Annotated in this window: 21 protein-coding genes; 10 read left to right on the forward strand and 11 right to left on the reverse strand. The window is 61.0% G+C overall.

The genetic code is table 11. The annotated features are described in order from the left end of the window. Positions 1-57: 57 nt before the first annotated feature. A complete protein-coding gene (locus ACTG2J_RS08135; protein ID WP_439845792.1) occupies positions 58-1,473 on the reverse strand; it encodes a PLP-dependent aminotransferase family protein in 1,416 nt (471 codons plus the stop codon). A 122-nt stretch (positions 1,474-1,595) separates the two neighbouring features. Here ACTG2J_RS08135 and ACTG2J_RS08140 point away from each other — a divergent pair, with 122 nt between their 5' ends. The 8 genes from ACTG2J_RS08140 to ACTG2J_RS08175 all read left to right on the forward strand — a co-directional run bounded on the left by ACTG2J_RS08140 (position 1,596) and on the right by ACTG2J_RS08175 (position 8,082). Continuing rightward, positions 1,596-3,167 carry a cytochrome ubiquinol oxidase subunit I gene (locus tag ACTG2J_RS08140; protein WP_439845793.1) on the forward strand — a complete coding sequence of 524 codons (1,572 nt, stop codon included), beginning with the start codon at positions 1,596-1,598 and terminating at the stop codon, positions 3,165-3,167. Next, positions 3,167-4,306 (forward strand): cytochrome d ubiquinol oxidase subunit II, encoded by a 1,140-nt coding sequence (gene cydB, locus ACTG2J_RS08145; RefSeq protein WP_113738690.1) that lies wholly within the window; start codon positions 3,167-3,169, stop codon positions 4,304-4,306. The genes ACTG2J_RS08140 and cydB overlap by 1 nt, the downstream gene beginning before the upstream one ends. 16 nt (positions 4,307-4,322) lie before the next feature. Then, complete coding sequence (gene cydX, locus ACTG2J_RS08150; protein ID WP_005337572.1) at positions 4,323-4,433, forward strand: cytochrome bd-I oxidase subunit CydX; 111 nt, start codon at positions 4,323-4,325, stop codon at positions 4,431-4,433. A 130-nt stretch (positions 4,434-4,563) separates the two neighbouring features. Next, positions 4,564-5,523, forward strand: coding sequence for an MBL fold metallo-hydrolase (locus tag ACTG2J_RS08155; RefSeq protein WP_194496686.1), 960 nt, complete (start codon positions 4,564-4,566; stop codon positions 5,521-5,523). Beyond that, positions 5,516-5,845: a hypothetical protein gene (locus tag ACTG2J_RS08160; RefSeq protein WP_144715501.1), complete on the forward strand. Its 330-nt coding sequence runs from the start codon at positions 5,516-5,518 to the stop codon at positions 5,843-5,845. The genes ACTG2J_RS08155 and ACTG2J_RS08160 overlap by 8 nt, the downstream gene beginning before the upstream one ends. Next, a complete protein-coding gene (locus ACTG2J_RS08165) occupies positions 5,833-6,690 on the forward strand; it encodes a DUF692 domain-containing protein (protein ID WP_439997371.1) in 858 nt (285 codons plus the stop codon). The genes ACTG2J_RS08160 and ACTG2J_RS08165 overlap by 13 nt, the downstream gene beginning before the upstream one ends. Then, the gene (locus ACTG2J_RS08170; RefSeq protein WP_439997372.1) at positions 6,683-7,477 is read left to right on the forward strand and encodes an HvfC/BufC family peptide modification chaperone; all 795 of its coding nucleotides are present in this window, start codon (positions 6,683-6,685) and stop codon (positions 7,475-7,477) included. The genes ACTG2J_RS08165 and ACTG2J_RS08170 overlap by 8 nt, the downstream gene beginning before the upstream one ends. After that, the gene (locus ACTG2J_RS08175; protein WP_064338242.1) at positions 7,474-8,082 is read left to right on the forward strand and encodes an HvfX family Cu-binding RiPP maturation protein; all 609 of its coding nucleotides are present in this window, start codon (positions 7,474-7,476) and stop codon (positions 8,080-8,082) included. The genes ACTG2J_RS08170 and ACTG2J_RS08175 overlap by 4 nt, the downstream gene beginning before the upstream one ends. 114 nt (positions 8,083-8,196) lie before the next feature. On the opposite strand, the gene ACTG2J_RS08180 is transcribed toward ACTG2J_RS08175, so the two are convergent. Continuing rightward, positions 8,197-8,868 carry an NAD(P)H-dependent oxidoreductase gene (locus ACTG2J_RS08180; RefSeq protein WP_439997373.1) on the reverse strand — a complete coding sequence of 224 codons (672 nt, stop codon included), beginning with the start codon at positions 8,866-8,868 and terminating at the stop codon, positions 8,197-8,199. Between the two features lie 143 nt (positions 8,869-9,011). Continuing rightward, positions 9,012-10,190, reverse strand: a complete 1,179-nt coding sequence (locus ACTG2J_RS08185; RefSeq protein WP_439997374.1) for an MFS transporter — start codon at positions 10,188-10,190, stop codon at positions 9,012-9,014. Positions 10,191-10,541: 351 nt separating this feature from the next. Here ACTG2J_RS08185 and ACTG2J_RS08190 point away from each other — a divergent pair, with 351 nt between their 5' ends. Beyond that, positions 10,542-11,552: an HAD family hydrolase gene (locus ACTG2J_RS08190; RefSeq protein WP_234881634.1), complete on the forward strand. Its 1,011-nt coding sequence runs from the start codon at positions 10,542-10,544 to the stop codon at positions 11,550-11,552. 161 nt (positions 11,553-11,713) lie between these two features. Here the strand turns inward: ACTG2J_RS08190 and dkgB are convergent, their stop codons facing one another. The 4 genes from dkgB to ACTG2J_RS08210 all read right to left on the reverse strand — a co-directional run bounded on the left by dkgB (position 11,714) and on the right by ACTG2J_RS08210 (position 13,808). After that, positions 11,714-12,517: a 2,5-didehydrogluconate reductase DkgB gene (gene dkgB, locus ACTG2J_RS08195; protein ID WP_421316359.1), complete on the reverse strand. Its 804-nt coding sequence runs from the start codon at positions 12,515-12,517 to the stop codon at positions 11,714-11,716. Positions 12,518-12,582: 65 nt separating this feature from the next. Next, positions 12,583-12,879, reverse strand: a complete 297-nt coding sequence (locus ACTG2J_RS08200; protein ID WP_040097728.1) for a putative quinol monooxygenase — start codon at positions 12,877-12,879, stop codon at positions 12,583-12,585. Between the two features lie 181 nt (positions 12,880-13,060). Then, positions 13,061-13,423 (reverse strand): VOC family protein, encoded by a 363-nt coding sequence (locus ACTG2J_RS08205; protein WP_021229361.1) that lies wholly within the window; start codon positions 13,421-13,423, stop codon positions 13,061-13,063. Beyond that, positions 13,410-13,808, reverse strand: coding sequence for a DUF6404 family protein (locus ACTG2J_RS08210; RefSeq protein WP_439997375.1), 399 nt, complete (start codon positions 13,806-13,808; stop codon positions 13,410-13,412). Before ACTG2J_RS08210 ends, ACTG2J_RS08205 begins: the two co-directional genes overlap by 14 nt. Before the next feature lie 195 nt (positions 13,809-14,003). Between ACTG2J_RS08210 and ACTG2J_RS08215 the strand changes: the two genes are divergently transcribed. Beyond that, positions 14,004-14,906, forward strand: a complete 903-nt coding sequence (locus ACTG2J_RS08215; protein ID WP_439988788.1) for a LysR substrate-binding domain-containing protein — start codon at positions 14,004-14,006, stop codon at positions 14,904-14,906. Between the two features lie 171 nt (positions 14,907-15,077). Here the strand turns inward: ACTG2J_RS08215 and ACTG2J_RS08220 are convergent, their stop codons facing one another. The 4 genes from ACTG2J_RS08220 to ACTG2J_RS08235 form a co-directional block, all read right to left on the reverse strand. Beyond that, positions 15,078-15,311, reverse strand: a complete 234-nt coding sequence (locus ACTG2J_RS08220; protein ID WP_005337550.1) for a hypothetical protein — start codon at positions 15,309-15,311, stop codon at positions 15,078-15,080. A gap of 193 nt (positions 15,312-15,504) precedes the next feature. Beyond that, positions 15,505-17,481 (reverse strand): methyl-accepting chemotaxis protein, encoded by a 1,977-nt coding sequence (locus tag ACTG2J_RS08225; RefSeq protein WP_439997376.1) that lies wholly within the window; start codon positions 17,479-17,481, stop codon positions 15,505-15,507. A gap of 226 nt (positions 17,482-17,707) precedes the next feature. Continuing rightward, the gene (gene glpK, locus ACTG2J_RS08230; protein WP_005337546.1) at positions 17,708-19,210 is read right to left on the reverse strand and encodes a glycerol kinase GlpK; all 1,503 of its coding nucleotides are present in this window, start codon (positions 19,208-19,210) and stop codon (positions 17,708-17,710) included. A 54-nt stretch (positions 19,211-19,264) separates the two neighbouring features. Beyond that, a complete protein-coding gene (locus ACTG2J_RS08235; protein ID WP_005337544.1) occupies positions 19,265-20,113 on the reverse strand; it encodes an MIP/aquaporin family protein in 849 nt (282 codons plus the stop codon). Positions 20,114-20,331 lie beyond the last annotated feature (218 nt).

The following is a 20,331-nucleotide window of genomic DNA, read 5'->3' on the forward strand; positions in this document are numbered from 1 at the left end:
CAACCACAAAGGCCCGTTGCGGGCCTTTGTTCGTTTCGCCAGCGGCTCTTTGCCTCGTTACTTTTCACTGAGCTGTGCGGCAATCAGTGCCGCCAGCCGGGTGAGGGCCTGCTCCAGCTGCTCGCTCCAGGGATGGGAGCTGTTGAGGCGCAGGCAGTGGTTGTGTTGCCCCTGACTGGAAAAGAGCGCGCCGGGGGCTACTGAAAAACCGCTGCCCAGAGCCTTGGCGTGCAGGGCGCGGCTGTCAAAATGGGCAGGCAACGCCAGCCAGAGAAAGTAGCCGCCATCGGGGGAGGAGATCCGCACCTCGTCCGGCAACAGCCGTTGCAGGGCTGCCCGCATCTGCTGCTGGCGCTGGGCCAGAGTGTGGCGCAGGCGGCGAAAGTGGGCATCGACTCCGCCCTGGCGCAGCATCTCGGCCAGCGCCAGCTGGCTCGGCACATTGGTGGAGAGGGTGGACATCAGCTGCAGCCGCTGCACCCGCTCGGCATGGGGCCCCGCCACCACCCAGCCGACCCGAAAACCCGGCGCCAGGCATTTGGAAAAGGAGCTGCAGAGCAGGCTGTCGCCACGCTGATCCCAGTGGCGGATCGGCTTGGGGCGCTCGCGGCCAAAGTAGACCTCCGCATAGACGTCATCCTCCACCAGCGGCACCCCATGGCTGTTGAGCAGTTCCATCAGCCGCGCTTTGTGACCATCCGGCATGGTGTGGCCCAGCGGGTGCTGCACATTGCCCATCAGCCAGCACGCCTTGATCGGCATCTGGCTGAGGGCGTCGGCCAGCAGGTCAAGATCGATGCCTACCCCCGGAATGACCGGGATCTCCACCGCCTTGAGTTTCAGCCGCTCGATGGCCTGCAGGGCGCCATAGAAGGTGGGGGACTCCACCACCACCCAGTCACCGGGCTCGGTCAGCACCTGCAGACTGAGGGAGAGTGCCTCCATGGCGCCGGTGGTGATGATGATCTCCTGCGGATTGACCGCCACCCCGTCGCTGGCGTAGCGCTGGGCGATGGCGCGGCGCAGCGCTTCGTTGCCGGGGGGCAGGTCGGCCACCGTGCTGAAGGGATCGAGCTTGCGCATGCAGCTGGCCAGCGCCCGCCCGAGCTGGGGATGGGGGAACAGGGTCGGATCGGCCACCGACATGCCAAGGGGCACCAGATCCCGCGATTTGCTCGCCTGCAACACCTCGAACACCAGATCGTTGATATCCACCGAGCCGCTGTAGTGGGTCTGGCTCGGCGTGTGCTGCACGACCTGCGGCGAAGCGGCTTTGACGTAGTAGCCGGACTGGGGGCGGGCGAGGATCCGCCCCTGACTTTCGAGCAGTTGATAGGCCTGCAGCACGGTCATGGGGCTGAGCCCGTGGGTCTTGCAGCTCTGGCGAATGGAGGGGATGCGCTCCCCCGGTTGCCAGATACCATCGTCAATCTGGCTTTGCAGGCGGTCGGCCAACTGCTGGTAAAGGGACATGACCTGGATCAACTGTTATAGGTGTAATTCAATATAACTGCATCTGTTATAGGTGTCATGCTCCGTGATGTACTTGTCACGCACGAAACGTGCAAGGCAAATACAACAAAAGAGAGTGACGCATGATCAATCCGGATGACGTGGTCAGCCTGTCTCGCCTGCAATTTGGCGCCACGGCCCTGTTCCACTTCCTGTTTGTGCCCCTCACGCTGGGGCTGTCCTGGATCCTGGTGATCGCCGAGTCGGCTTATGTGATGACCGGCAAGGTGATCTATCAGGACATCACCCGCTTCTGGGGCAAACTGTTTGGCATCAACTTCGTCATGGGGGTCACCACGGGGATCACCATGGAGTTTCAGTTCGGCACCAACTGGGCTTACTACTCCCACTATGTGGGGGACATCTTCGGTACCCCGCTGGCCATCGAGGGGCTGATGGCCTTCTTTCTCGAATCGACCCTGGTGGGGCTCTTCTTCTTCGGTTGGGACAAGCTCTCCCGCGGCAAGCACTTGCTGGTGACCATGCTGGTGGCGCTCGGCTCCAACCTCTCGGCACTGTGGATCCTGATCGGCAACGGCTGGATGCAAAACCCGGTGGGGGCCGAGTTCAAACTGCTGACCCAGCGGATGGAGCTGGTGGATATCGCCGCCGTGCTGTTCAACCCGGTGGCGCAGGTGAAGTTCGTTCACACCGTTGCGGCGGGCTATGTGGCCGCCTCCATGTTCGTGATGGGGGTGAGCAGTTGGTATCTGCTGCGCAAGACGGAAGTGCAGTTTGCCCTGCGCTCATTCGCTATTGCCTCCGGCTTTGGGCTGGCAGCCATTCTCTCGGTCATTGTGCTCGGGGATGAGTCGGGCTATCGCACCGGCGAGGTGCAGAAGGTGAAGCTCGCCGCCATCGAGGCGGAGTGGGAGACCGAGTCGGCGCCAGCTTCCTTTACCCTGTTCGGCTTCCCGGATCAGACTGCCGAGACCACTCACGCCGCCATCAAGATCCCGTATCTGATGGGGATCATCGCCACCCGCTCCATCGACGAGGCGGTGACCGGCCTCAAGGATATCAAGGTGCAGAACGAGGCGCGCATTCGCAGCGGCATGGTAGCGGCAGAGGCCCTCGACCAGATCCGGCGGGGCGATGACACCCCGGCCAACCGCGCTCGCTTCGAGCAGCATGGCAAGGATCTCGGCTACGGCATGCTGCTAACCCCCTATGCCAGCAATATCGCCAAGGCCGGTGAGGCAGAGATTGCCAAGGCGGTCGATGACTCCATCCCGCCAGTGGCACCGCTGTTCTGGGGCTTTCGGGTGATGGTGGGGCTTGGCGTCACCATGCTGGGGCTGATGGTGGTGAGCTTTGTTCAGCTCTGCCGCAACCGGCTGCAAGACTCGCCACGGCTGCTCAAGACCCTGCTCTGGAGCATTCCGCTGCCCTGGATTGCCATCGAGGCTGGCTGGCTGGTGGCCGAGCTCGGCCGTCAACCCTGGACCATCAGCGATGTGCTGCCGGTCTCGGCCTCGGTCTCTTTGCTTCAGCCGGGCCAACTCTGGTTCAGCCTGATCGCTATCTGTTCCATCTACACCCTGTTGCTGGTGGTGGAGCTGTTCCTGTTGCGCCATGTGATCCGCAAGGGGCCCGCCATTCTCCATACCGGCCGCTACAGCGGTGAACAACCCGAACTTGCGAGGATCGCCTGATGGATTACGCAACCCTGAAACTCATCTGGTGGGCGCTGGTGCTCTTCATGATGGTTGGTTTTATCGTGATGGATGGCTTCGATCTCGGCATCGCCATGCTGCTGCCGGTGGTGTCGAAAGATGACGACGACCGCCGTCTGGTGATCAACAGCGTGGGGCCGGTGTGGGAAGGCAATCAGGTGTGGCTGATTGCTGGTGCCGGTGCCCTGTTCGCCGCCTGGCCGCTGGTTTATGCCGCCGCCTTCTCGGGGCTCTACATCCCCATGGTGGTGCTGCTGCTCGGGCTCTTTCTGCGTCCGGTCGGTTTTGACTATCGCAGCAAGCTGGCTGATCCGGTTTGGCGCCGCTGGTGGGATCGGGCGCTGGTGGCCGGTGGCCTGATACCGGCGCTCATCCTCGGTGCGGCTATCGGTCTGGTGATGGAGGGGCTGCCGTTTCGCTTCGACACGGCGCTGCGTCTGCACTATGGCGCGTTCGATTTCCACTGGGGCTGGCTGCTCTCGGTGCTGGCCACTGCCATCAGCCTGTTGCTGTTGCACGGCGCCGGTTTTCTGCAAGCCAAGGTGACCGGCACCCCAGCGCTGCGCGCACGGGGGATCGCCATCCTGCTGGCCCCGCTGGTGACCCTCTGCTACCTGCTGGCCGGCTGGCATCTGGTGGATCTGCAAGGGTTTCAGCTGATCGGTGTCGGCACACAACCTTTTGACCCGAATGCTGCCATCAGCCCGCTGATGAAGGGGGTGATCCCCCACGCCGGAGGCTGGCTGCGCAACTATTTTGACTATCCGCTGCTGTGGCTGGTGCCGATCATCGGGGCGCTGGCGCCGCTGGTGAGCGGGATTGCCTCCTGGCTGGAGCGGGGCCGGATTGCGCTGCTGGCCAGCGCCATCGCCTGCGCCGCCATGCTCTGCTCGGTGGCCATCGCCCTGTTCCCCTTCGTGCTGCCCTCATCCCTCGATGCGGTCAGCAGCCTGACCCTGTGGGACAGCACCTCCAGCTACAAGACCCTGGCCATCATGTTCGGCCTCGTGCTGGTGCTGATGCCGGTCAACCTGGGCTACACCGGCTGGGTCTATCGGGTGGTACGCGGCAAGCTCGACCGTGCCCGCATCAAGCGCGACAGCCATCAACTCTACTGACCTCAAGGGATCTGCTATGTGGTACTTCACCTGGATTTTGGGCCTCGGATTCGCCCTGCTGCTGGGCCTGTGCAACCTGCTCTGGCTGGAAGCGCGCTGGCAGGCGGACGAACGGGACGGTAACTGACGGCGGGGGGCTCGCGCCCCGCCACGGCCGGTGGTTGGCGTTCACCCGTCGCCATCGGCCCCTCTCTCCCCCTCTTTAAACGACACAAACGACACACTTTCAACCGACAACCAACCGACAGGTAATTGTGATGAAACAGAGATTGAAAGCGGTGGCGCTGGCCATCGGGTGCGCGCTCACCGTCGCCCCGGCCTGTGCCGAACCGGTACAACTGACGCCACTGGATAAAACCTTCACCCTGCAGGTGCTCGGCAGTGGTGGCCCTATCTCCGACGACCTGCGCGCCTCCTCCAGCGAGGTGATCTGGTGGAAGGGGAAATCCCGCATCCTGATCGATGCCGGTGGCGGCGTCTACCTGCGCTTCGGCCAGGCGGGGGCCAAGCTCGAAGAGGTCGATTTTATCGGCATCACCCACTTCCACACCGACCATGTGACCGACCTGCCCGCCCTGCTCAAGGGGGCCTACTTCTTCGAACGCAGCGATCCGCTGGATCTGGCGGGGCCAGAGGCCGGCTCGGCCTTTCCCAGCATGAGCGGCTACTTTGATGCCCTCTTCAACAAGGACAAGGGCGCCTATGCCTACCTGAGCGGCTTCAAGGATGGCACCGATGGCCTCTTCCCCATCACCTTGCACGATGTGCCCTACCAGAGTCCGCAGCCCCACACCGTCTATCAGCAGGATGGGCTGACCATCACGGCGCTCGGCATCCCCCACGGTGACGTGCCCTGTCTGGCCTATCGTATCGAGAGCGCCGAGGGGACCATCGTCATCTCTGCAGATCAGAACGGCAGCAACCCGGCCTTTGTGCCGTTTGCCAAGGGGGCCGACATTCTGGTGATGCCGCTCGCCATCCACGAAGGGGCCGATCCGGTCTCCGCCTCGCTCCATGCCAAGCCATCTGTGGTGGCCAAAATTGCCGCCGAGGTGAACCCCAAGTTGCTGGTGCTCAACCACTGGATGGGGGTCGGCCTCAATCACAAGAAAGAGGCGATGGCCATCGTCAAACAGCAGTTCCACGGCCAGATCGTGGCCGCCCGCGATCTCTCCAGCTACCCCGTTTCATCCGTCAAGGAGTCCACCCATGAGTAACTCAAGCAGCAACAAAACCACCGGCAAACTGACCCTCTCCATCGCCATGACCAGCCTGATTGCCCTGACACCGGGGCTGGCGCTGGCGGCCACCCCGGGCGATGCGCCGGTCAAGGCCGCCCCCAGCGAACAGCACGGCGGCAAGTGCGCGGCGGGCAAGTGCGGCACCGAGAAGCGCTTTGAAAAGCAGGCCCTCGACAGCGATCCGCAGGGGCGGCTGGTGCGCGCCCGCGATGGCAAGTGTGGCGTGGCGGGCGAGGGGATTGATGGCGACAGATCCAGCAACGGCAGCAAGATGACGGAGGGGGTATGCGGCCAATAAGCTCCCGCAGTCGGGGGATCGGGCTGCGTCAGGAGCATCTGGATGCGCTCTGCGTCGGCCCCGTCCGCCCCGGCATCGACTTTCTCGAACTGGCGCCGGAGAACTGGATGGCCATCGGCGGCGCCAAGCGGGCGCAGCTGCATCAGCTGGCCGAGCGTTACCCGCTGGTGGCCCACGGCCTCAGCCTCTCTCTCGGCGATTGCCAGCCCCTCAATCGCACCCTGCTCAGCCAGATCCGCACCTTTCTGGACGAGTTCGGCATCGGGATCTATAGCGAGCATTTGAGCTTTTCCCGCGACCAACAGGGTTATCTCTACGAACTGCTACCGGTGCCGCGTCAGTGGGAGAACATCCCCTATCTGGCCGAGCGGATCGCGCAGGTGCAGGAGGCGCTGGCCCGCCCGCTGGTGCTGGAAAATATCTCCTACTACCACGGCTATGACCACGAGATGCCGGAGGAGGATTTTCTCGCCGAGCTGGTGGCGCGCAGTGGCTGCGAACTGCTGCTCGATATCAACAACGTTTTTGTGAACAGCCGCAACCACGGTTACTGCCCCAAGCGGATGATTGCCGGGCTGCCGGGCAGTGCGATCAGCTATTTCCATATCGCCGGTCATCTGGAAGAGGCAGACGGCACTTTATTGGATACCCATGGTAAACCGGTGTGCGAGGAGGTTGTAGCGCTGGCCCGTTATACGGTGCAGACCCATGGCCTGCGCCCCCTGCTGCTGGAGCGGGATCACCATCTGCCACCGCTGGCAGAGCTGGAGGCCGAGCTGGCGCGGGTGCACGGCGCCTGTTGCGAGGCGAACGACTGTCAGGTGCAGGAGGTGCGCTATGGATAGACGGTTATCACTTATCACTGCGCCCAAAACGGCGCCGCAGCGAATGCAGCAGCAGACCGCCTGGCTGGCGAGCCGGGTGCGGCTGCCGCAGGATGGCATCGCCAGCCACTATGCCCGCAGCGTGCGCGCCAATGTGGAGTCGGTGCTGGAGAGTGCCTTTCCGCTCACCCACGCTCACTGGGCGCCGGTGGACAGGTGGCAGCTGGTGGAGGGCTTTGTTATCCAGCACGGCGCCGAGGCCCCGGAGTTTCACCATATCGCCACCGAGTTTGTCCGCTATGTGCAGCATCGCCACAGTGAGGGCTCTCTCAACTGGCCCAGGCAGCGGCTGGCACTGCTGGAGTACGAGTGGGCCTGCCTCTGTGTCGAGATTGATGAAGGGGTGGTGCCGCAAGTGGTGTCGGGGAAGGAGGTAACGGCGGAGAGTCCGCTTGTGCTCAATCCCACCCTGCAACTGCTGGAGCTCCCCTTTGCCATTCGTCGCAGCGGCGTGGTGCCGACCCGGCAGGGCAACCACTTCTATGGCCTGTTTCGCAGCCCGGAGCATCAAGTGGTGACCCAGCGGCTGCGCGAATGGGATGTGGCGCTGATCCAGTTGCTGCAACAGCAACCGGGGATCACCCAAGCCGCGTTCCAGCAACAGGTGCAACAGGTTCGCAGTGATTTTGATCTGAGCGAGTGGGCTCGCCATTTTCACCGGCTGGGTCTGCTGACCTTGCCCGTCGGTGAGCGCCAGACCGGCACTCCCTTGCCCCCATTTAGCAAACACCAAGGAGAATTCCCATGAACAACACCCTTATCCAGTGGTACGAGCGGGCGGTAGCCCAGTGCAAGCGGCTCGATTTTCTGGCCCTGCTGGCCATTCGCCTCTATCTCATTCCGGTCATCTATGTGGGGGCCCACTCCAAGGTGATGGGCTTTGCCGGCACGGTCGCCTGGTTTGGTGCGCCGGTCTCGGAAGGGGGGCTCAACCTGCCGTTCCCGACCCTGCTCGCCTTTCTGGCGGCGGGCACCGAGGTGCTGGGCTGCATCTGCATCGCCCTTGGCCTCTTTACCCGTATCATGGCCATTCCCACCATCTTCCTTATGAGCGTGGCGAGCGCCATGGTGCACTGGAAGCACGGCTGGGATGCCATCGCCACCGGCAGCATGGAGGCTACCTTGCGCCTCAATGGTTTTATCGAGTGGCTGGCCGCCAATTTCCCCGGTCGCTACAACTACATCACCGAGCTCGGGGATCCCGTGATGCTCAACAACGGGATGGAGTTTGCCGCCACCTACTTCGTGATGCTGCTGGTGCTGCTGGTTTACGGCGGGGGCCGCTACGTCAGCCTCGACTACTGGCTCAAACGTGCCGTGACCGGCAAAGCAGGCGTGCAACAGGCGGCATAAGACCCGCCAACGGATAACAAAAACCATAACGACAGAGCGTGAAAAACAGCGAGCGGCCGGGTGCCGCTCGCTGTTTTTGTGCTGTGTGGGGGAGAGTGTCAGCTGCGTCAGCCGTTACTGGTAGCGGCCGACCGCGATGGGGGACTCCTGCTCCATCTGGCCAAGGCGCTCGGCCCACTGGGCGAGCCAGGCTTCCCGCTCTTCTTGCGAGACCCGCACCGGGGCATAACAGATATGGGGGCGCAGCACGTCGAAGCCGACAAATTGCAGGATCCCGCGCTGGATGGGGCGCAGCACCCCGTCGATATCGCCGTTGAAGCCGTCGGGCAGATAGGTCTCGGCGGGGCCACCGGTGGTGAGGCTCAGCAGGGCCCGCTTGCCGCGAAATTTGCCGCTCTCGTAGATATGGCCCTGACCGTAGACTCGCCCCATGGCAAAGACTCTATCCACCCACCCCTTGAGAATGGCAGGCAGGCCAAACCACCAGAGCGGGAACTGGAAGATCAGCAGATCGGCCGCCTCCAGCTTTTGCATCTCCTGCTCCAGCTGCGGGGCAAAGCTGCCCTGCTCGGTGGCAGCCAGCTCTTCGAGTTGCAGCTTGAGAAAATCGGGATCGCTGGCGGCGGTGAAGTTGCGCCGATCCGAGACGGGATCAAATCCCATGGCATAGAGATCGCTGGTCATCACTGTGTGGCCCGCCTGCTCCAGCGCCCTGATGGCGTGGCAGAAGAGGGCACCGTTGAAGCTTTTGGGTTCGGGATGGGCATAGACAATAAGCACCTTCATAACAGACTCCGTGGCAAATGATGCGAGGGTGACAGGCTTGGTTGCTGAAACAGTTGAGGGCTTGAGGCTGTGTCACAGCATAGAAGCCTGCCGCGCCGATTGCAGCAGGCGCCACGTCTTTGCGTGACGCCTGCTGGCGCAGCTTATGCCTGACAGGCTGCGAGCCGGAGGGCTTCGCGGCGCTCGCTGACATGGGTCAGTCCGTAGGCCAGCAGCACGATAAGGGCGCCGATCCAGGGTGTGTGCATCAGGCCGAGGTGTTCCACCACAAAACCACCGACCACAGATCCCAGCGCAATGCCGACGTTGAAGGCGGCAATATTGAGGCCCGATGCCACATCCACCGCCTTGGGGGTGTGCAGTTCGGCTTGTTTCACCACCAGCACCTGCAGACCCGGCACGTTGCCGAAGGCAAAGGCGCCCCACACCAGCACGGTCAGTACCGCCAGCACCGGATGGGGGGCGGTGAAGGTGAGAACCAGCAGCACCAGCGCCAGACCGGCAAACAGCAGCTTCAGCGCCGGCAATGGACCCATCTTGTCGGCCAGCTTGCCGCCCCAGATATTACCGACGGCAACCGATACCCCGTAGACCAGCAGGATCAGGCTCACCGCACCGGCGCTAAAGCCACTCACCTGCTGCAGGATGGGGGCGAGGAAGGTAAACGCCGTGAAGGCGCCGCCATAACCGAGGGCGGTCTTGGCGTAGACCAGCAGCAGCGGCTTTTTGGTCAGTACCGAAAGCTGCTCGCGGATGGTCGAGGCTGCCCCCTTGGGCAGGTTGCCCGGGATCAGCAGCAGGCTACCCACCATGGCGACCAGACCCAGCAGGCTCACCACCAGAAAGGTTTCACGCCAGCCAAAGACCTGACCAATCCAGGTGCCGAGCGGTACGCCGGTTACCAGCGCCACGGTAAGGCCGCTGAACATGATGGCGATGGCGCTCGCCGCCTTCTCTTTGGCCACAAGACCCGTGGCGATGGTGCTACCCACCGAGAAGAAGACCCCGTGCGCCAATCCGGTCAGGATGCGGGCCACGATCAGGCTCTCGTAACCGGGGGCCTGCCAGGCCAGCAGGTTGCCGGCGGTAAAGAGTGCCATCAGCCCTACCAGCAGCCACTTGCGCGGCACCCTGCTGGTGAGCGCCGTGAGCACGGGGGCGCCGATGGCCACCCCAAGGGCATAGAGGCTGACCAGCAGGCCCGCCGAGGGGAGCGAGACATTGAGCTGCTCTGCGATGGTGGGGATAAGCCCCACAATCACAAATTCGGTGGTGCCGATCGCAAAGGCACTTAAGGTAAGGGCAAATAACGCCAGTGGCATAACAACTCCTTGGTTAGGGACTCCCGACGGGAGAATGGCGCCAGTATGCCGATGGGTTTTGTTGGCAAAAATGACGGTGACAGCAAATTACTTTTGCCAAATAAGCAGCAATAAAGCTGAGTGGGAGGGGATTGTGCTGCCCGCGGCGTGAGCGCAACGCAGTGATCTGCCTCGCAGAACGGGATGAACGCTGCTCCTTTTCTGAGCTTGTTTAAGCTCCAGTACAAGCTGGCCGCCATAGGCTTTTCCCTGTGAAACCCGTGTGTGTTGAACCCATGTGCGCCGGTGTTGTGATAGCCGTGCGCTTTCATCTACAGGCAATAGACAGGCAATATCCAGCTGATAGGTAACATGATGACATTGAACCGACTCTCCTCTCTTTTGCTGCTGTGCGGCGCCTTTGCGGTACAGGCTGGCCAGAGCGATCCCCTCTCTGCCTGGAATGACACGGCGGCCAAGCAGGCGATCACCCGCTGGGTGACCAATGCCACCGATCAGCAGCAGGCCACTTTTATTCCGCCAGAGAAGCGCCATGTGGTGTTTGACAATGACGGCACCCTCTGGCCGGAAGCGCCCATGACCTATCAGCTGCAGTTTGCGATGGACGAGATCAAGCGCCTGGCGCCGGAACACCCGGAGTGGAAGGCCGACCCCATCGTCGCGGCAGTGCTGAACAACGACCTCAAGGCTGTGGCCAAATCGGGGGAGAAGGGGCTCGCCAAGCTGGTGGGACTGACCCACAGCGGCATGACCACCACCGAGTTTGCCGAGCGGGTCACTCGCTGGGTCAACAGCAGCAAGGATCCCCGTTTTGGCTGCCACTACGATCAGCTCGGTTATCTGCCGATGAAGCAGTTGCTGGGGTATCTGCGGGACAATGGCTTTCAGACCTGGATTGTCTCCGGCGGCGGCGTCGATTTTATGCGGGTGATGTCCGAGCAGATGTATGGCATCCCGCCCCAGCAGGTGATTGGCTCTTTTACCCTCGGCGAGTTTGCCCTGACCGGGGAGGGCAGCGAGATCCGCAAGACCATGAACGGCGCCTATTTCGATGACAGCAAGGCGAAACCGGCCGCCATTCACCTCTTTATGGGGCAGCGTCCGGTCGGCGCCTTTGGCAACAGCGATGGCGACGTGCCCATGCTGCAATACACTTCGACCAACCCGGATTACCACACTTTCGGCCTGCTGGTGCACCACACCGATGCCAAGCGCGAATACGCCTACGACAGCCATCCTCCTGCCAGCGGCAAGCTGATCGACGGGCTGGCGCAGGCAAAAGCGCGGGGCTGGGTGGTGGTCGATATGAAATCAGACTGGAAGCAAGTGTTCGATCCCGCCCTTTGCCAGAACGCGCCCTGATTGCGGGGCTGTATCTGGCATCAATGTGGCGACTGGACGTTCAGCAAGCGCTGCAAAGCGTGAGGCAAGAAAAGAGACAGGGAGAGCATGATGCTCTCCCTGTTTAAGTTGGCTTGCTGGCGAGCCAGCCTTTCTTTCGCGTTAGTCTCACGCCTTTCGCGTCAGTCCCATGCAGGGGCAAAGTCGGGATTGGCGCAGCGCTCGCCCCGATCCAGCGTGGCGATGGCGGCCATCTCCTCGCAGCTCAAAGTGATATCGAGAGCGGCCAGATTGGCGGCCTGATTCTCCCGCTTGGTGGAGCTCGGGATCACTGCCATGTCCTGCGCCAGCAGCCAGGCAAGCGACACCTGCGCTGCCGATACCCCGTGGCGTTTGCCAATCTCCATCAGCAGCGGCTCGCTCAGCACCTTGCCATAGGCGAGCGGCATATAGGCGGTGACGGCGATACCCTGGGCCTTGCAGAACTCGACCACCTTGCGGTTTTGCAGCAAGGGATGAACCTCGATCTGCTGGTGGGCGATGGCCCCCGGCCCCAAAATCTCGATAGCTTGCTTGAGCTGGGCCACAGTGAAGTTGGAGACCCCGATCTCCCGGGTCAGGCCCCGGGCCTTGGCCTCGGCCAACTGCTCCAGATAGACTGCCATCGGCACCTCATCCTTGGGGGAGGGCCAGTGGATCAGCGCCAGATCCAGATAGTCGGTGCCCAGTTTTTCGAGGCTCACCTCAAGGCTCGGGATCAGCTTGCCCGGGCCAAACTCGCTGGTCCACACCTTGGTGGTCAGGTAGATCTCGTGGCGGGCAACAGTGCTGCGGGTCAGCACGGCGCCGACTTCGGCTTCATTGTCATAGATCTGGGCGGTATCGATATGGCGATAGCCCAGCTCCAGACCGTTGGTCAGGGTGGCAAGCAGCGGCTCGCCCTTCAGGCGGAAGGTGCCCAGACCCATGGGTGGCATATTGATCATCTTGTTCCTCAATGGGGTGGTGGTTGGCCCTTGATGGGCTGAACAGAAACAGGCTCTAGGGCCAGTCAGGCGCCCAGTGGCTGATAGCGGCGAATGGTGCTGCTGGCAAACCAGGGCTCGGCCTTGGCGACAAACTCGGTAAAGTGGGGTTGGCCCTGATGGGCGGTGAGGGCCGCTTCGCTCTCCCACACCTCGTAGAGCATCCAGCTGTTTGGATTGTCCAAGTCCTGATGCAGCTGATAGCGCTGGCAGCCCGCCTCTTGCAAGGTGGCCGCAATCAGCGGCTCAAGGGCGGCGCGAAACTGGGCGGCGAATTCGGGTTTGGCTTCAAGCTGGGCAATCACAATCACGGGTGATGACATCTGAACCTCCTTGGCAAAAACGAAGGGTCAGTATGCCTGCCGTGACTTGCTGGAAACAGGGCGCTGGTTGCAAAACAGTATTGAGGGGAGAGCAGCAATCCTGTAGCCAGAAATACATGGCGCAAGTGCCATGGTGGCATGGCATCAAAGAGAAAAGGGGCGGACGTACCGCCCTGTTTCATCAGGCGTGGGAATGTTCTGACCAGACTGCAAACTCATTGCCGCTGGGCTCAACGAAGTGGAAACGGCAGCCACCGGGGAAGTCGAATAGTGGGCGACTGATTGTGCCACCGTGTTGGATCACCTTGGCTTGGGTTGCTTCAATATCAGCGCTGTAGAACACCAGCAAGGCGCCGCCCTGAGCTGTTTGATTGCACTGCTCTGCCCGATAGAATCCGCCATCCAGCCCCTCATCGGCAAAGGCGCAGTAGTCGGGGCCGTAATCGACAAACTGCCAGCCAAATACAGCCTGAAAGAAGGTCTTGGTGGCCGCAAGGTCCCGCGCTGCAAACTCCACATAGTTCAGTTTTTCATGGGCTTTCATTCAGTTCGTCTCCCTCATCATCAGCATCGCTGGGCTTAGCAAGTTGTTCCCACGGGGTCAGTTTAAGTTGCTTATGCCGTAACCTGAGGACACTGGCCATAATGAGGCCGATAAATCCCGCAAAAAATGCGGTTTGACGTAGAGCAAATAGCAGATCCATTCCCATGGGTTGCCAGCTGAAAAGCCACAACAGTATGCTCCAGATCAGTCCAAGGCCGATGCCAAATACCAGAAAGTTGGTAAGCCAGCTCTCGTAATGTGGCGGTTTGACAGACCAACCCAGTTGGCGCAACAACCAGAACAAGGGGGGATTGTAGTTGGCATGCCATACCCCTTTGTTAGCCAGCTCCTGATGGGCGGCGGCCAGCTGTGCTTCAAATGTCATGGTATTAATCCTTGTGAAACGGGTGGTGCCATACGGTGCTTTTCTGGCTGCATTGTACTGACAAATCGCGGGTATGATGTGGGCTCGCGGTCACGTTCTTTCTCTGTAGAAAAAAAGAACTGGCCTCATCGCACGCTTGCCAATCCACAGCGGCTGCGCCTATAAAGGCCCATTACTCTTGTCCGGATAACAGCAATGAAGACCCATTCTGATGAACTGACCCTGTTTGTGGCGGTGGTGGAGGCGGGCAGTTTTCGCCAAGCGGCGGAGAACCTCGGCATGGACAACTCGGTGGTGAGTCGCGGCATCAAGCGGCTGGAGGAGAAGCTCTCAACCGTTTTGCTCAATCGCACCACCCGCCGGGTCAGCCTGACCGAGGAGGGGAGCTGGTTCTATCAGCGGGCGGTGAAGATCCTGACCGAGATGAGCGAGGCGGAGGGGCATCTGCTGATGCGCCGGGAACAACCCGAAGGGGTGTTGAGAGTCGATGCCGCTACCCCCTTTATTCTGCATCGGCTGGTGCCAATTATCGGCGAGTTTCGACTTCGCTATCCTGCCATCGAGCTGCAACTGCACAGCTCGGAGGGCTTTATCAATCTGATGGAGCGGCGGGTGGACATGGCCATCCGCATCGGCGAGCTGACCGACTCCTCCCTGCGCGCGCTGCCCCTTGGCCGTTCGCGGTTGCGGCTGCTGGCCTCTCCTGCTTACTTGAGCGAGCGCGGCACCCCGCGCCAACCGGCAGATCTGCTGAGCGGTCACGAGCTGCTTGGATTTTTGCATCCAGATCACCTCAACCACTGGCCGCTGCTCAGTGCCGAGCAGGGGGATCGCTTTGCCATCACCCCCAGCCTGCGTGCCAGCAGCGGTGAAACCTTGCGTCAGCTGGCGCTGGCGGGGCAGGGGATTGTCTGTCTGTCGGATTTTATGACCGGGCCGGATCGGGAGAGCGGCGCGCTGGTGGAGGTGCTGGCGCGCAGCAACAGTGGCGCCTCGCGCCCCATCAATGCGGTCTTCTACTCCGATGCCCAGCGGGATATCCGGCTACGGGTCTGGCTCGACTTTCTTAAAGAGCAGCTTGGCAGCCATACCCTTTAGTGCAGGTTGGTTTGTGCGGTTTGTTTCAACGGTTCGTCGCTGCGGTTTGCTTGGCGAAGAACAAGCCGCGCCTTCGTTGCGGCCAATCAGCATTAGCCAGCCGGCAGATAAACAGACGGCCGACTTGAGGGTCGGCCGCCGGTTCGGGAAGGTGTGTGAGGTGAAGCGCAGTTACCGTGGCAGTTTGCCCCATACCCGGCTGAGCAGGGCGCCGCCGATCACCGGCGGAATGGCCAGCAGCAGGGTCCACTGCCAGGAGAGGCCGCCGACGGTGGCGGCCAGTACGATGCAGGTGAGCACCACCAGTTGGGCCACCATCATCAGGAAGGTGCCTTCGCGGGGGGTCAGTGTCTCTTTTTGAGTGGCGACGTGGGCTACGGGCGCTTGAGTGGTGGTCGGTTTCATGGCGATATCCCTCTGTTGAGTCTGATATCACTAAGCAATGGCCATTCCACATTTTTTAATGTTAATTATCAATTGGTTGCGAGTCTTGTCGTCATTCCCGTTTCGAGAGCGCAGGCAAAATGATTTGCAAAATGAAAACGCCACCCTGTGGTGGCGTCTTGGTTATTGAGAGGGAGAGGGGGAAGCGCCGGGCCTAGCCAATCCGGTATTGGCGGATCTGCTCGTCGATGGCCTTGGCCAGTTCGAACAGTTCGCGGCTGGCGGCATTGCTCTCCTGCGCGTGTTCCCGCTGGTGTTCGGCCACCATGGCCAGCTCGTCCAGCGCCGTTCTGGCTTGCCCCATCTGTTGATTCTGCGCCTGCGCCAGCGCGCTGATCTCGTTGATCTCGAGGGCGGTCTGGTTGATCTGGCTGGTGGCATCAACCAGCACCTCTCTGGCCTGATTCATCCGGTTGTATCCCTCTTCGCTCAGGTTGCGTGAGTCTGCCATTGAGCTGCTGGCCTGCCGCGTTCCCTCCTGCAGGCGCAAGATAAGATCCTGCACATCCTTGGTGGCGGTCTGGGTACGTACCGCCAGCTGGCGTACCTCATCGGCCACCACCGCAAAGCCCCGTCCCATATCCCCTGCCCGAGCCGCTTCGATAGCCGCATTGAGGGCGAGCAGGTTGGTCTGGTTCGAGACATCGCGGATGAGGTTCATGATCTGGGTGATGTTGTTGCTGTCTTTCACTACCTCATCGAGCAGGGCCGAGGAGCTGCCGATGCTGCTGCGCAAGGTGTCGAGTTGCGCGGCGCTCTGGGTCACATCCTGCTCGATGCTGAGCATATGGTTGGCGATGCGTTGGGTCACGTCGTTGACCCCTTCCGAGCGGCTGGCGATCTGCTCGGCGTTGTCACCGATGGTGGTGACCACAGTGGTCAGCTCCTGAATGCTCTGGGCCTGCTGGCACGCTTCTCCTGCCAGTGCCTGGGCCTGCTGCATGGATTGGGACGACTGGGCGGAGAGGGCGCTGCCTGACTGCTGGAAGCGGGAGAAGCTCTGGTTCAGGCTCTGGATCAGCTGATTGAAACTTTGGGCCATCATGCCCAGCTCCGACTCGTCAGAGAAGTCGAGACGGGTCGCCAGATCCCGATCGGCGGTGATGTGGTGCATGCCATCGGCTGCCTGACGAATGGGGCGACTGATGGAGTGAGCCAGCCAGGCGGAGGCCAGCATGGCGATCCCGCCGATGGCGAGCGAGACCATAATAATGAGCTGGCGGGATTCCTGCAGTCCCTCTTCCAGCTCGGCGCTGTTGATCTCGCCAATCAGCAGCCGGTTGAGGGTGGGGATGTAACGCACCGCGATGAGGTAGGTTTGCCCCTCCAGTGTTAGCGCCTCTACGGCCACCTGTTCCCGGGCATTGGGAATAAGCCGTTTGACGGTATCGAGGAAGGATTGCTGGTGGTGGGCGGCCCCCTCCACCTCCAGCTCGGGGTGGATCTCGATATTGCCCTCCATGTCGGCCAGATAGACCTGACCACTCTTGCCGATCCGGTAGCCGCTGATGAGCTTGCTCAGGGCACTCATGTCGATGGAGGTACCTGCCACCGCCAGGGTCTTGCCCTCGTAGGTGACGGCGGTGTTGATATAGAGGGAGGCGCGCTTGTCAAAATCGGAGATGTCGAGGTTCAGCTCATAGGGTTTGCTGCGTTTGAGAAAGCCGAAAAACCACCCATCTTTCGGGTCTGATTCGCTCAGCGATTTCTGGGCGATGGGGCCGCCGCTGAAGTTGATCAGGGTGTTGCTCTGGCGGGGGGCGATAAAGACGTTACCGCCGATCCGCCGTTGCAGATCCTGAAAGTAGCGCTCCATGGCGGGCCACTCTTGTTCTGGCATGCCAGCGGTCAGCCAGTCGATGACAAAACGGTTGCTGGCTAGCGCCTGCGCCTCGGTCAGGTGCTGGATAAGCTGCGCTGTCAGCTGGTTGGCAATGCGATCCACACTGCTTGGCAGCTCGTAGCGTTCGACCCGTTGCTGGGCCTGACTGTGGGATATCTGCTCGAGGATCAAGGTGATGCAGCTGATGGCGATGGCCATCAGTATCGCCACGCCAGCGAGGATCCTGGTGCGGATCCCGAGCCCTGACCAGAGTGAGTGCAGTGTAAAACGGTGTATCGCCCTCTCCATATCGCTCTCCTCATAAATAAGGTCGCATATGCGACCCAGATGATGATTATAGATAGAGAACTCAATTGCGTTGTCGCGGATGGTAACAACAGAGTGCGGCAGAAAAACAGGAGGGAGCAATGAGCGGGGAAGGGGGCAGAAAGCGGTAAGGGAAAGCATAAAAAGAGAGGCCGACATTGCGGTCGGCCTCTTTGGTGTTTATCTCAAAGGAATATCGGATGCCCGATCAATCCTCTTCAGCCCAACGGCGTGAACGCTCAACTGCTTTTTGCCAGCCGCTGTAACGTTTGGCGCGATCGTCTCTGTCCATCTGCGGGATGAACTCGCGGTCCACGCTGAACTTGTCTTCCAGCTCGTCCGAGCTCTTCCAGAAGCCGACTGCCAGACCTGCCAGGAAAGCGGCACCCATGGCGGTAGTCTCGATGCGGGTCGGACGTACCACCGGGGTGTGCATCATGTCAGCCTGGAACTGCATCAGGAAGTCGTTGGCTACGGCGCCGCCGTCTACTTTCAGCGCTGCCAGCTTGATACCGGAGTCCTGCTGCATGGCATCCAGCACATCGCGGCTCTGGTAGGCGATGGATTCCAGCGCGGCCCGGATGATGTGGTTGCGGTTGGCGCCACGGGTCAGACCGACCATGGTGCCGCGAGCATACGGATCCCAGTAGGGCGCGCCCAGACCGACGAAGGCCGGTACCAGATAGACGCCGTTGGTGTCACCCACCTTGGAGGCGAAGTAGTCGGTATCGCGGGCATCGTGAATGATCTTCAGCTCGTCACGCAGCCACTGGATGGTGGCGCCGCCCATGAACACTGCACCTTCCAGCGCGTAGTTCACTTCCCCTTTCGGGCCAATGGCAACGGTAGTCAGCAGGCCGTTGCTGGAGCGAACCGGCTCGGTGCCGGTGTTCATCAGCATGAAGCAGCCGGTGCCGTAGGTGTTCTTGGCCATCCCTTTTTCAAAGCAGAGCTGGCCGAACAGGGCAGACTGCTGGTCACCGGCGATACCGGCGATGGGGATGCGGGAGCCGCCGCCACGGGTGGTGTAGCCGTAAACTTCGGAAGAGGGTTTCACTTCCGGCAGCATGGACATGGGGATGCCCAGCTCGTCCAGCATCTTCTCGTCCCACTTCAGCTCGCGGATGTTGTAGAGCATGGTACGGGAGGCGTTGGTCGGGTCGGTGACGTGTACTTCGCCATTGGTCATCTTCCAGACCAGCCAGGTGTCGATGGTGCCGAACAGCAGCTCGCCGTTCATTGCTTTCTCGCGGGCACCTTCCACGTTGTCGAGGATCCACTTCACCTTGGTACCGGAGAAGTAGGCATCCAGCACCAGACCTGTGTTCTCGCGAACGTACTCTTCCAGACCGCGTGCTTTCAGCTCTTCACAGATGGCTGCGGTGCGGCGGCACTGCCAGACGATGGCGTTGTAGATGGGCTTGCCGGTGGCCTTTTCCCAGACAACGGTGGTTTCACGCTGGTTGGTGATACCGATGGCGGCTATCTCTTCGCTGCGCAGGCCGGTCTTGGCCAGCACTTCGGTAAAGACGGAGGATTGGGTCGCCCAGATCTCCATCGGGTCGTGCTCTACCCAGCCCGCTTTCGGGTAGTGCTGGGTGAACTCGCGCTGGGAGGTACCGACAATGTTGGCATCCTGATCAAACACGATGGCGCGGGAAGAGGTGGTTCCCTGGTCCAGAGCGACGACATATTTCTTTTCAGCAGACATGATGTTCTCCACGTTTCTATTTTCCACGTTTTTATACGTTGGAGGGGGCCGCTCTTATGCGGCAGCCTCTTCTTTGGCGGTTTGGGTCGCTTGCTCGGTGGTGACGACACGGTTGCCCGGGACGCAGGGAGCCAGCACTTTGACATACAGAGCGGTACCAATCTGGGCGCCAACGATGGGGCCAAGGATCGGAACCCAGAAGTAGGGGTTGTCACGACCACCGGTTAGGGCAACATCACCCCAGCCAGCAAAGAACGCGAACAGTTTCGGACCAAAGTCACGGGCCGGGTTCATGGCAAAACCGGTTAACGGGCCAAGGGAGGCACCGATCACCGCGATCAGGATACCGATCAGCAGAGCGGCTGCGAAACCTTTAGGAGCGCCGTTGTTGTTGTCACCCAGCGCCATGATGCCCAGCATCAGGACGGCGGTGATCACCAGCTCGACGGCAAAAGCTTGCATATTGGTCAGCAGGGCATTGGGGTAGGTGGAGAAGATCCCGGCGGTGCCGAGGCTCTCGACGCTGCCGCGCACCACGTTATGGGTCACTTCCCACTGGGTGAAAAGGTTACCATAAAGGAAGTAGACAAGGGCCGCGAAGCAGAAGGCACCGGCTATCTGGGCGATGATGTAGGGTACCACCTTGCGCTTGTCGAAACCGCAGAAGGTCATCAGCGCCAGGGTTACAGCCGGGTTCAGGTGAGCACCTGAAATGCCGCCGGTCACATAGATGGCGATGGCCACACCCAGACCCCAGGTAATGGAGATTTCCCACTGCCCGAAGTTGGCGCCTGCCAGCACCAGTGCCGCCACACATCCGACGCCGAAAAATATCAGCAGGCCGGTTCCGATAAACTCGGCGATGCACTCGCCAAGCAGGGTATTGGGTCTTTGTATGCTCATACTTTTGTTCCTTATATCCACCCGTAGAGGTTTGATGTTCCGTTTTATCTTTTTGTGTCTATCCGTTGCTGCCGAAAACGTTTCCTTGTTGTTTTTGCGTCTTGCGCAAACGTTATGCTCGTTTGCGCTCGTTATCGGTCGTGACAGAAAATAACCCTTCCCAATAATTTCACCATCCCCCCTCCATAGGAAATGTGGACAAGATCCCACTCATTGCT

The organism is Aeromonas sp. 6P, assembly GCF_051919525.1.
GTDB classification, from domain to species: domain Bacteria; phylum Pseudomonadota; class Gammaproteobacteria; order Enterobacterales; family Aeromonadaceae; genus Aeromonas; species Aeromonas veronii.

Coding starts and splice junctions, on each gene's coding strand:
- ACTG2J_RS08155 (WP_194496686.1), top strand. CDS start 4,564: ATGAAACAGAGATTGAAAGCGGTGGCGCTGGCCATCGGGTGCGCGCTC.
- ACTG2J_RS08175 (WP_064338242.1), top strand. CDS start 7,474: ATGAACAACACCCTTATCCAGTGGTACGAGCGGGCGGTAGCCCAGTGC.
- ACTG2J_RS08160 (WP_144715501.1), top strand. CDS start 5,516: ATGAGTAACTCAAGCAGCAACAAAACCACCGGCAAACTGACCCTCTCC.
- ACTG2J_RS08215 (WP_439988788.1), top strand. CDS start 14,004: ATGAAGACCCATTCTGATGAACTGACCCTGTTTGTGGCGGTGGTGGAG.
- ACTG2J_RS08180 (WP_439997373.1), bottom strand. CDS start 8,868: ATGAAGGTGCTTATTGTCTATGCCCATCCCGAACCCAAAAGCTTCAAC.
- ACTG2J_RS08225 (WP_439997376.1), bottom strand. CDS start 17,481: ATGGAGAGGGCGATACACCGTTTTACACTGCACTCACTCTGGTCAGGG.
- dkgB (WP_421316359.1), bottom strand. CDS start 12,517: ATGATCAATATGCCACCCATGGGTCTGGGCACCTTCCGCCTGAAGGGC.
- ACTG2J_RS08185 (WP_439997374.1), bottom strand. CDS start 10,190: ATGCCACTGGCGTTATTTGCCCTTACCTTAAGTGCCTTTGCGATCGGC.
- ACTG2J_RS08235 (WP_005337544.1), bottom strand. CDS start 20,113: ATGAGCATACAAAGACCCAATACCCTGCTTGGCGAGTGCATCGCCGAG.
- ACTG2J_RS08170 (WP_439997372.1), top strand. CDS start 6,683: ATGGATAGACGGTTATCACTTATCACTGCGCCCAAAACGGCGCCGCAG.
- ACTG2J_RS08200 (WP_040097728.1), bottom strand. CDS start 12,879: ATGTCATCACCCGTGATTGTGATTGCCCAGCTTGAAGCCAAACCCGAA.
- ACTG2J_RS08140 (WP_439845793.1), top strand. CDS start 1,596: ATGATCAATCCGGATGACGTGGTCAGCCTGTCTCGCCTGCAATTTGGC.
- ACTG2J_RS08220 (WP_005337550.1), bottom strand. CDS start 15,311: ATGAAACCGACCACCACTCAAGCGCCCGTAGCCCACGTCGCCACTCAA.
- cydB (WP_113738690.1), top strand. CDS start 3,167: ATGGATTACGCAACCCTGAAACTCATCTGGTGGGCGCTGGTGCTCTTC.
- ACTG2J_RS08190 (WP_234881634.1), top strand. CDS start 10,542: ATGATGACATTGAACCGACTCTCCTCTCTTTTGCTGCTGTGCGGCGCC.
- glpK (WP_005337546.1), bottom strand. CDS start 19,210: ATGTCTGCTGAAAAGAAATATGTCGTCGCTCTGGACCAGGGAACCACC.
- ACTG2J_RS08165 (WP_439997371.1), top strand. CDS start 5,833: ATGCGGCCAATAAGCTCCCGCAGTCGGGGGATCGGGCTGCGTCAGGAG.
- cydX (WP_005337572.1), top strand. CDS start 4,323: ATGTGGTACTTCACCTGGATTTTGGGCCTCGGATTCGCCCTGCTGCTG.
- ACTG2J_RS08205 (WP_021229361.1), bottom strand. CDS start 13,423: ATGAAAGCCCATGAAAAACTGAACTATGTGGAGTTTGCAGCGCGGGAC.
- ACTG2J_RS08210 (WP_439997375.1), bottom strand. CDS start 13,808: ATGACATTTGAAGCACAGCTGGCCGCCGCCCATCAGGAGCTGGCTAAC.
- ACTG2J_RS08135 (WP_439845792.1), bottom strand. CDS start 1,473: ATGTCCCTTTACCAGCAGTTGGCCGACCGCCTGCAAAGCCAGATTGAC.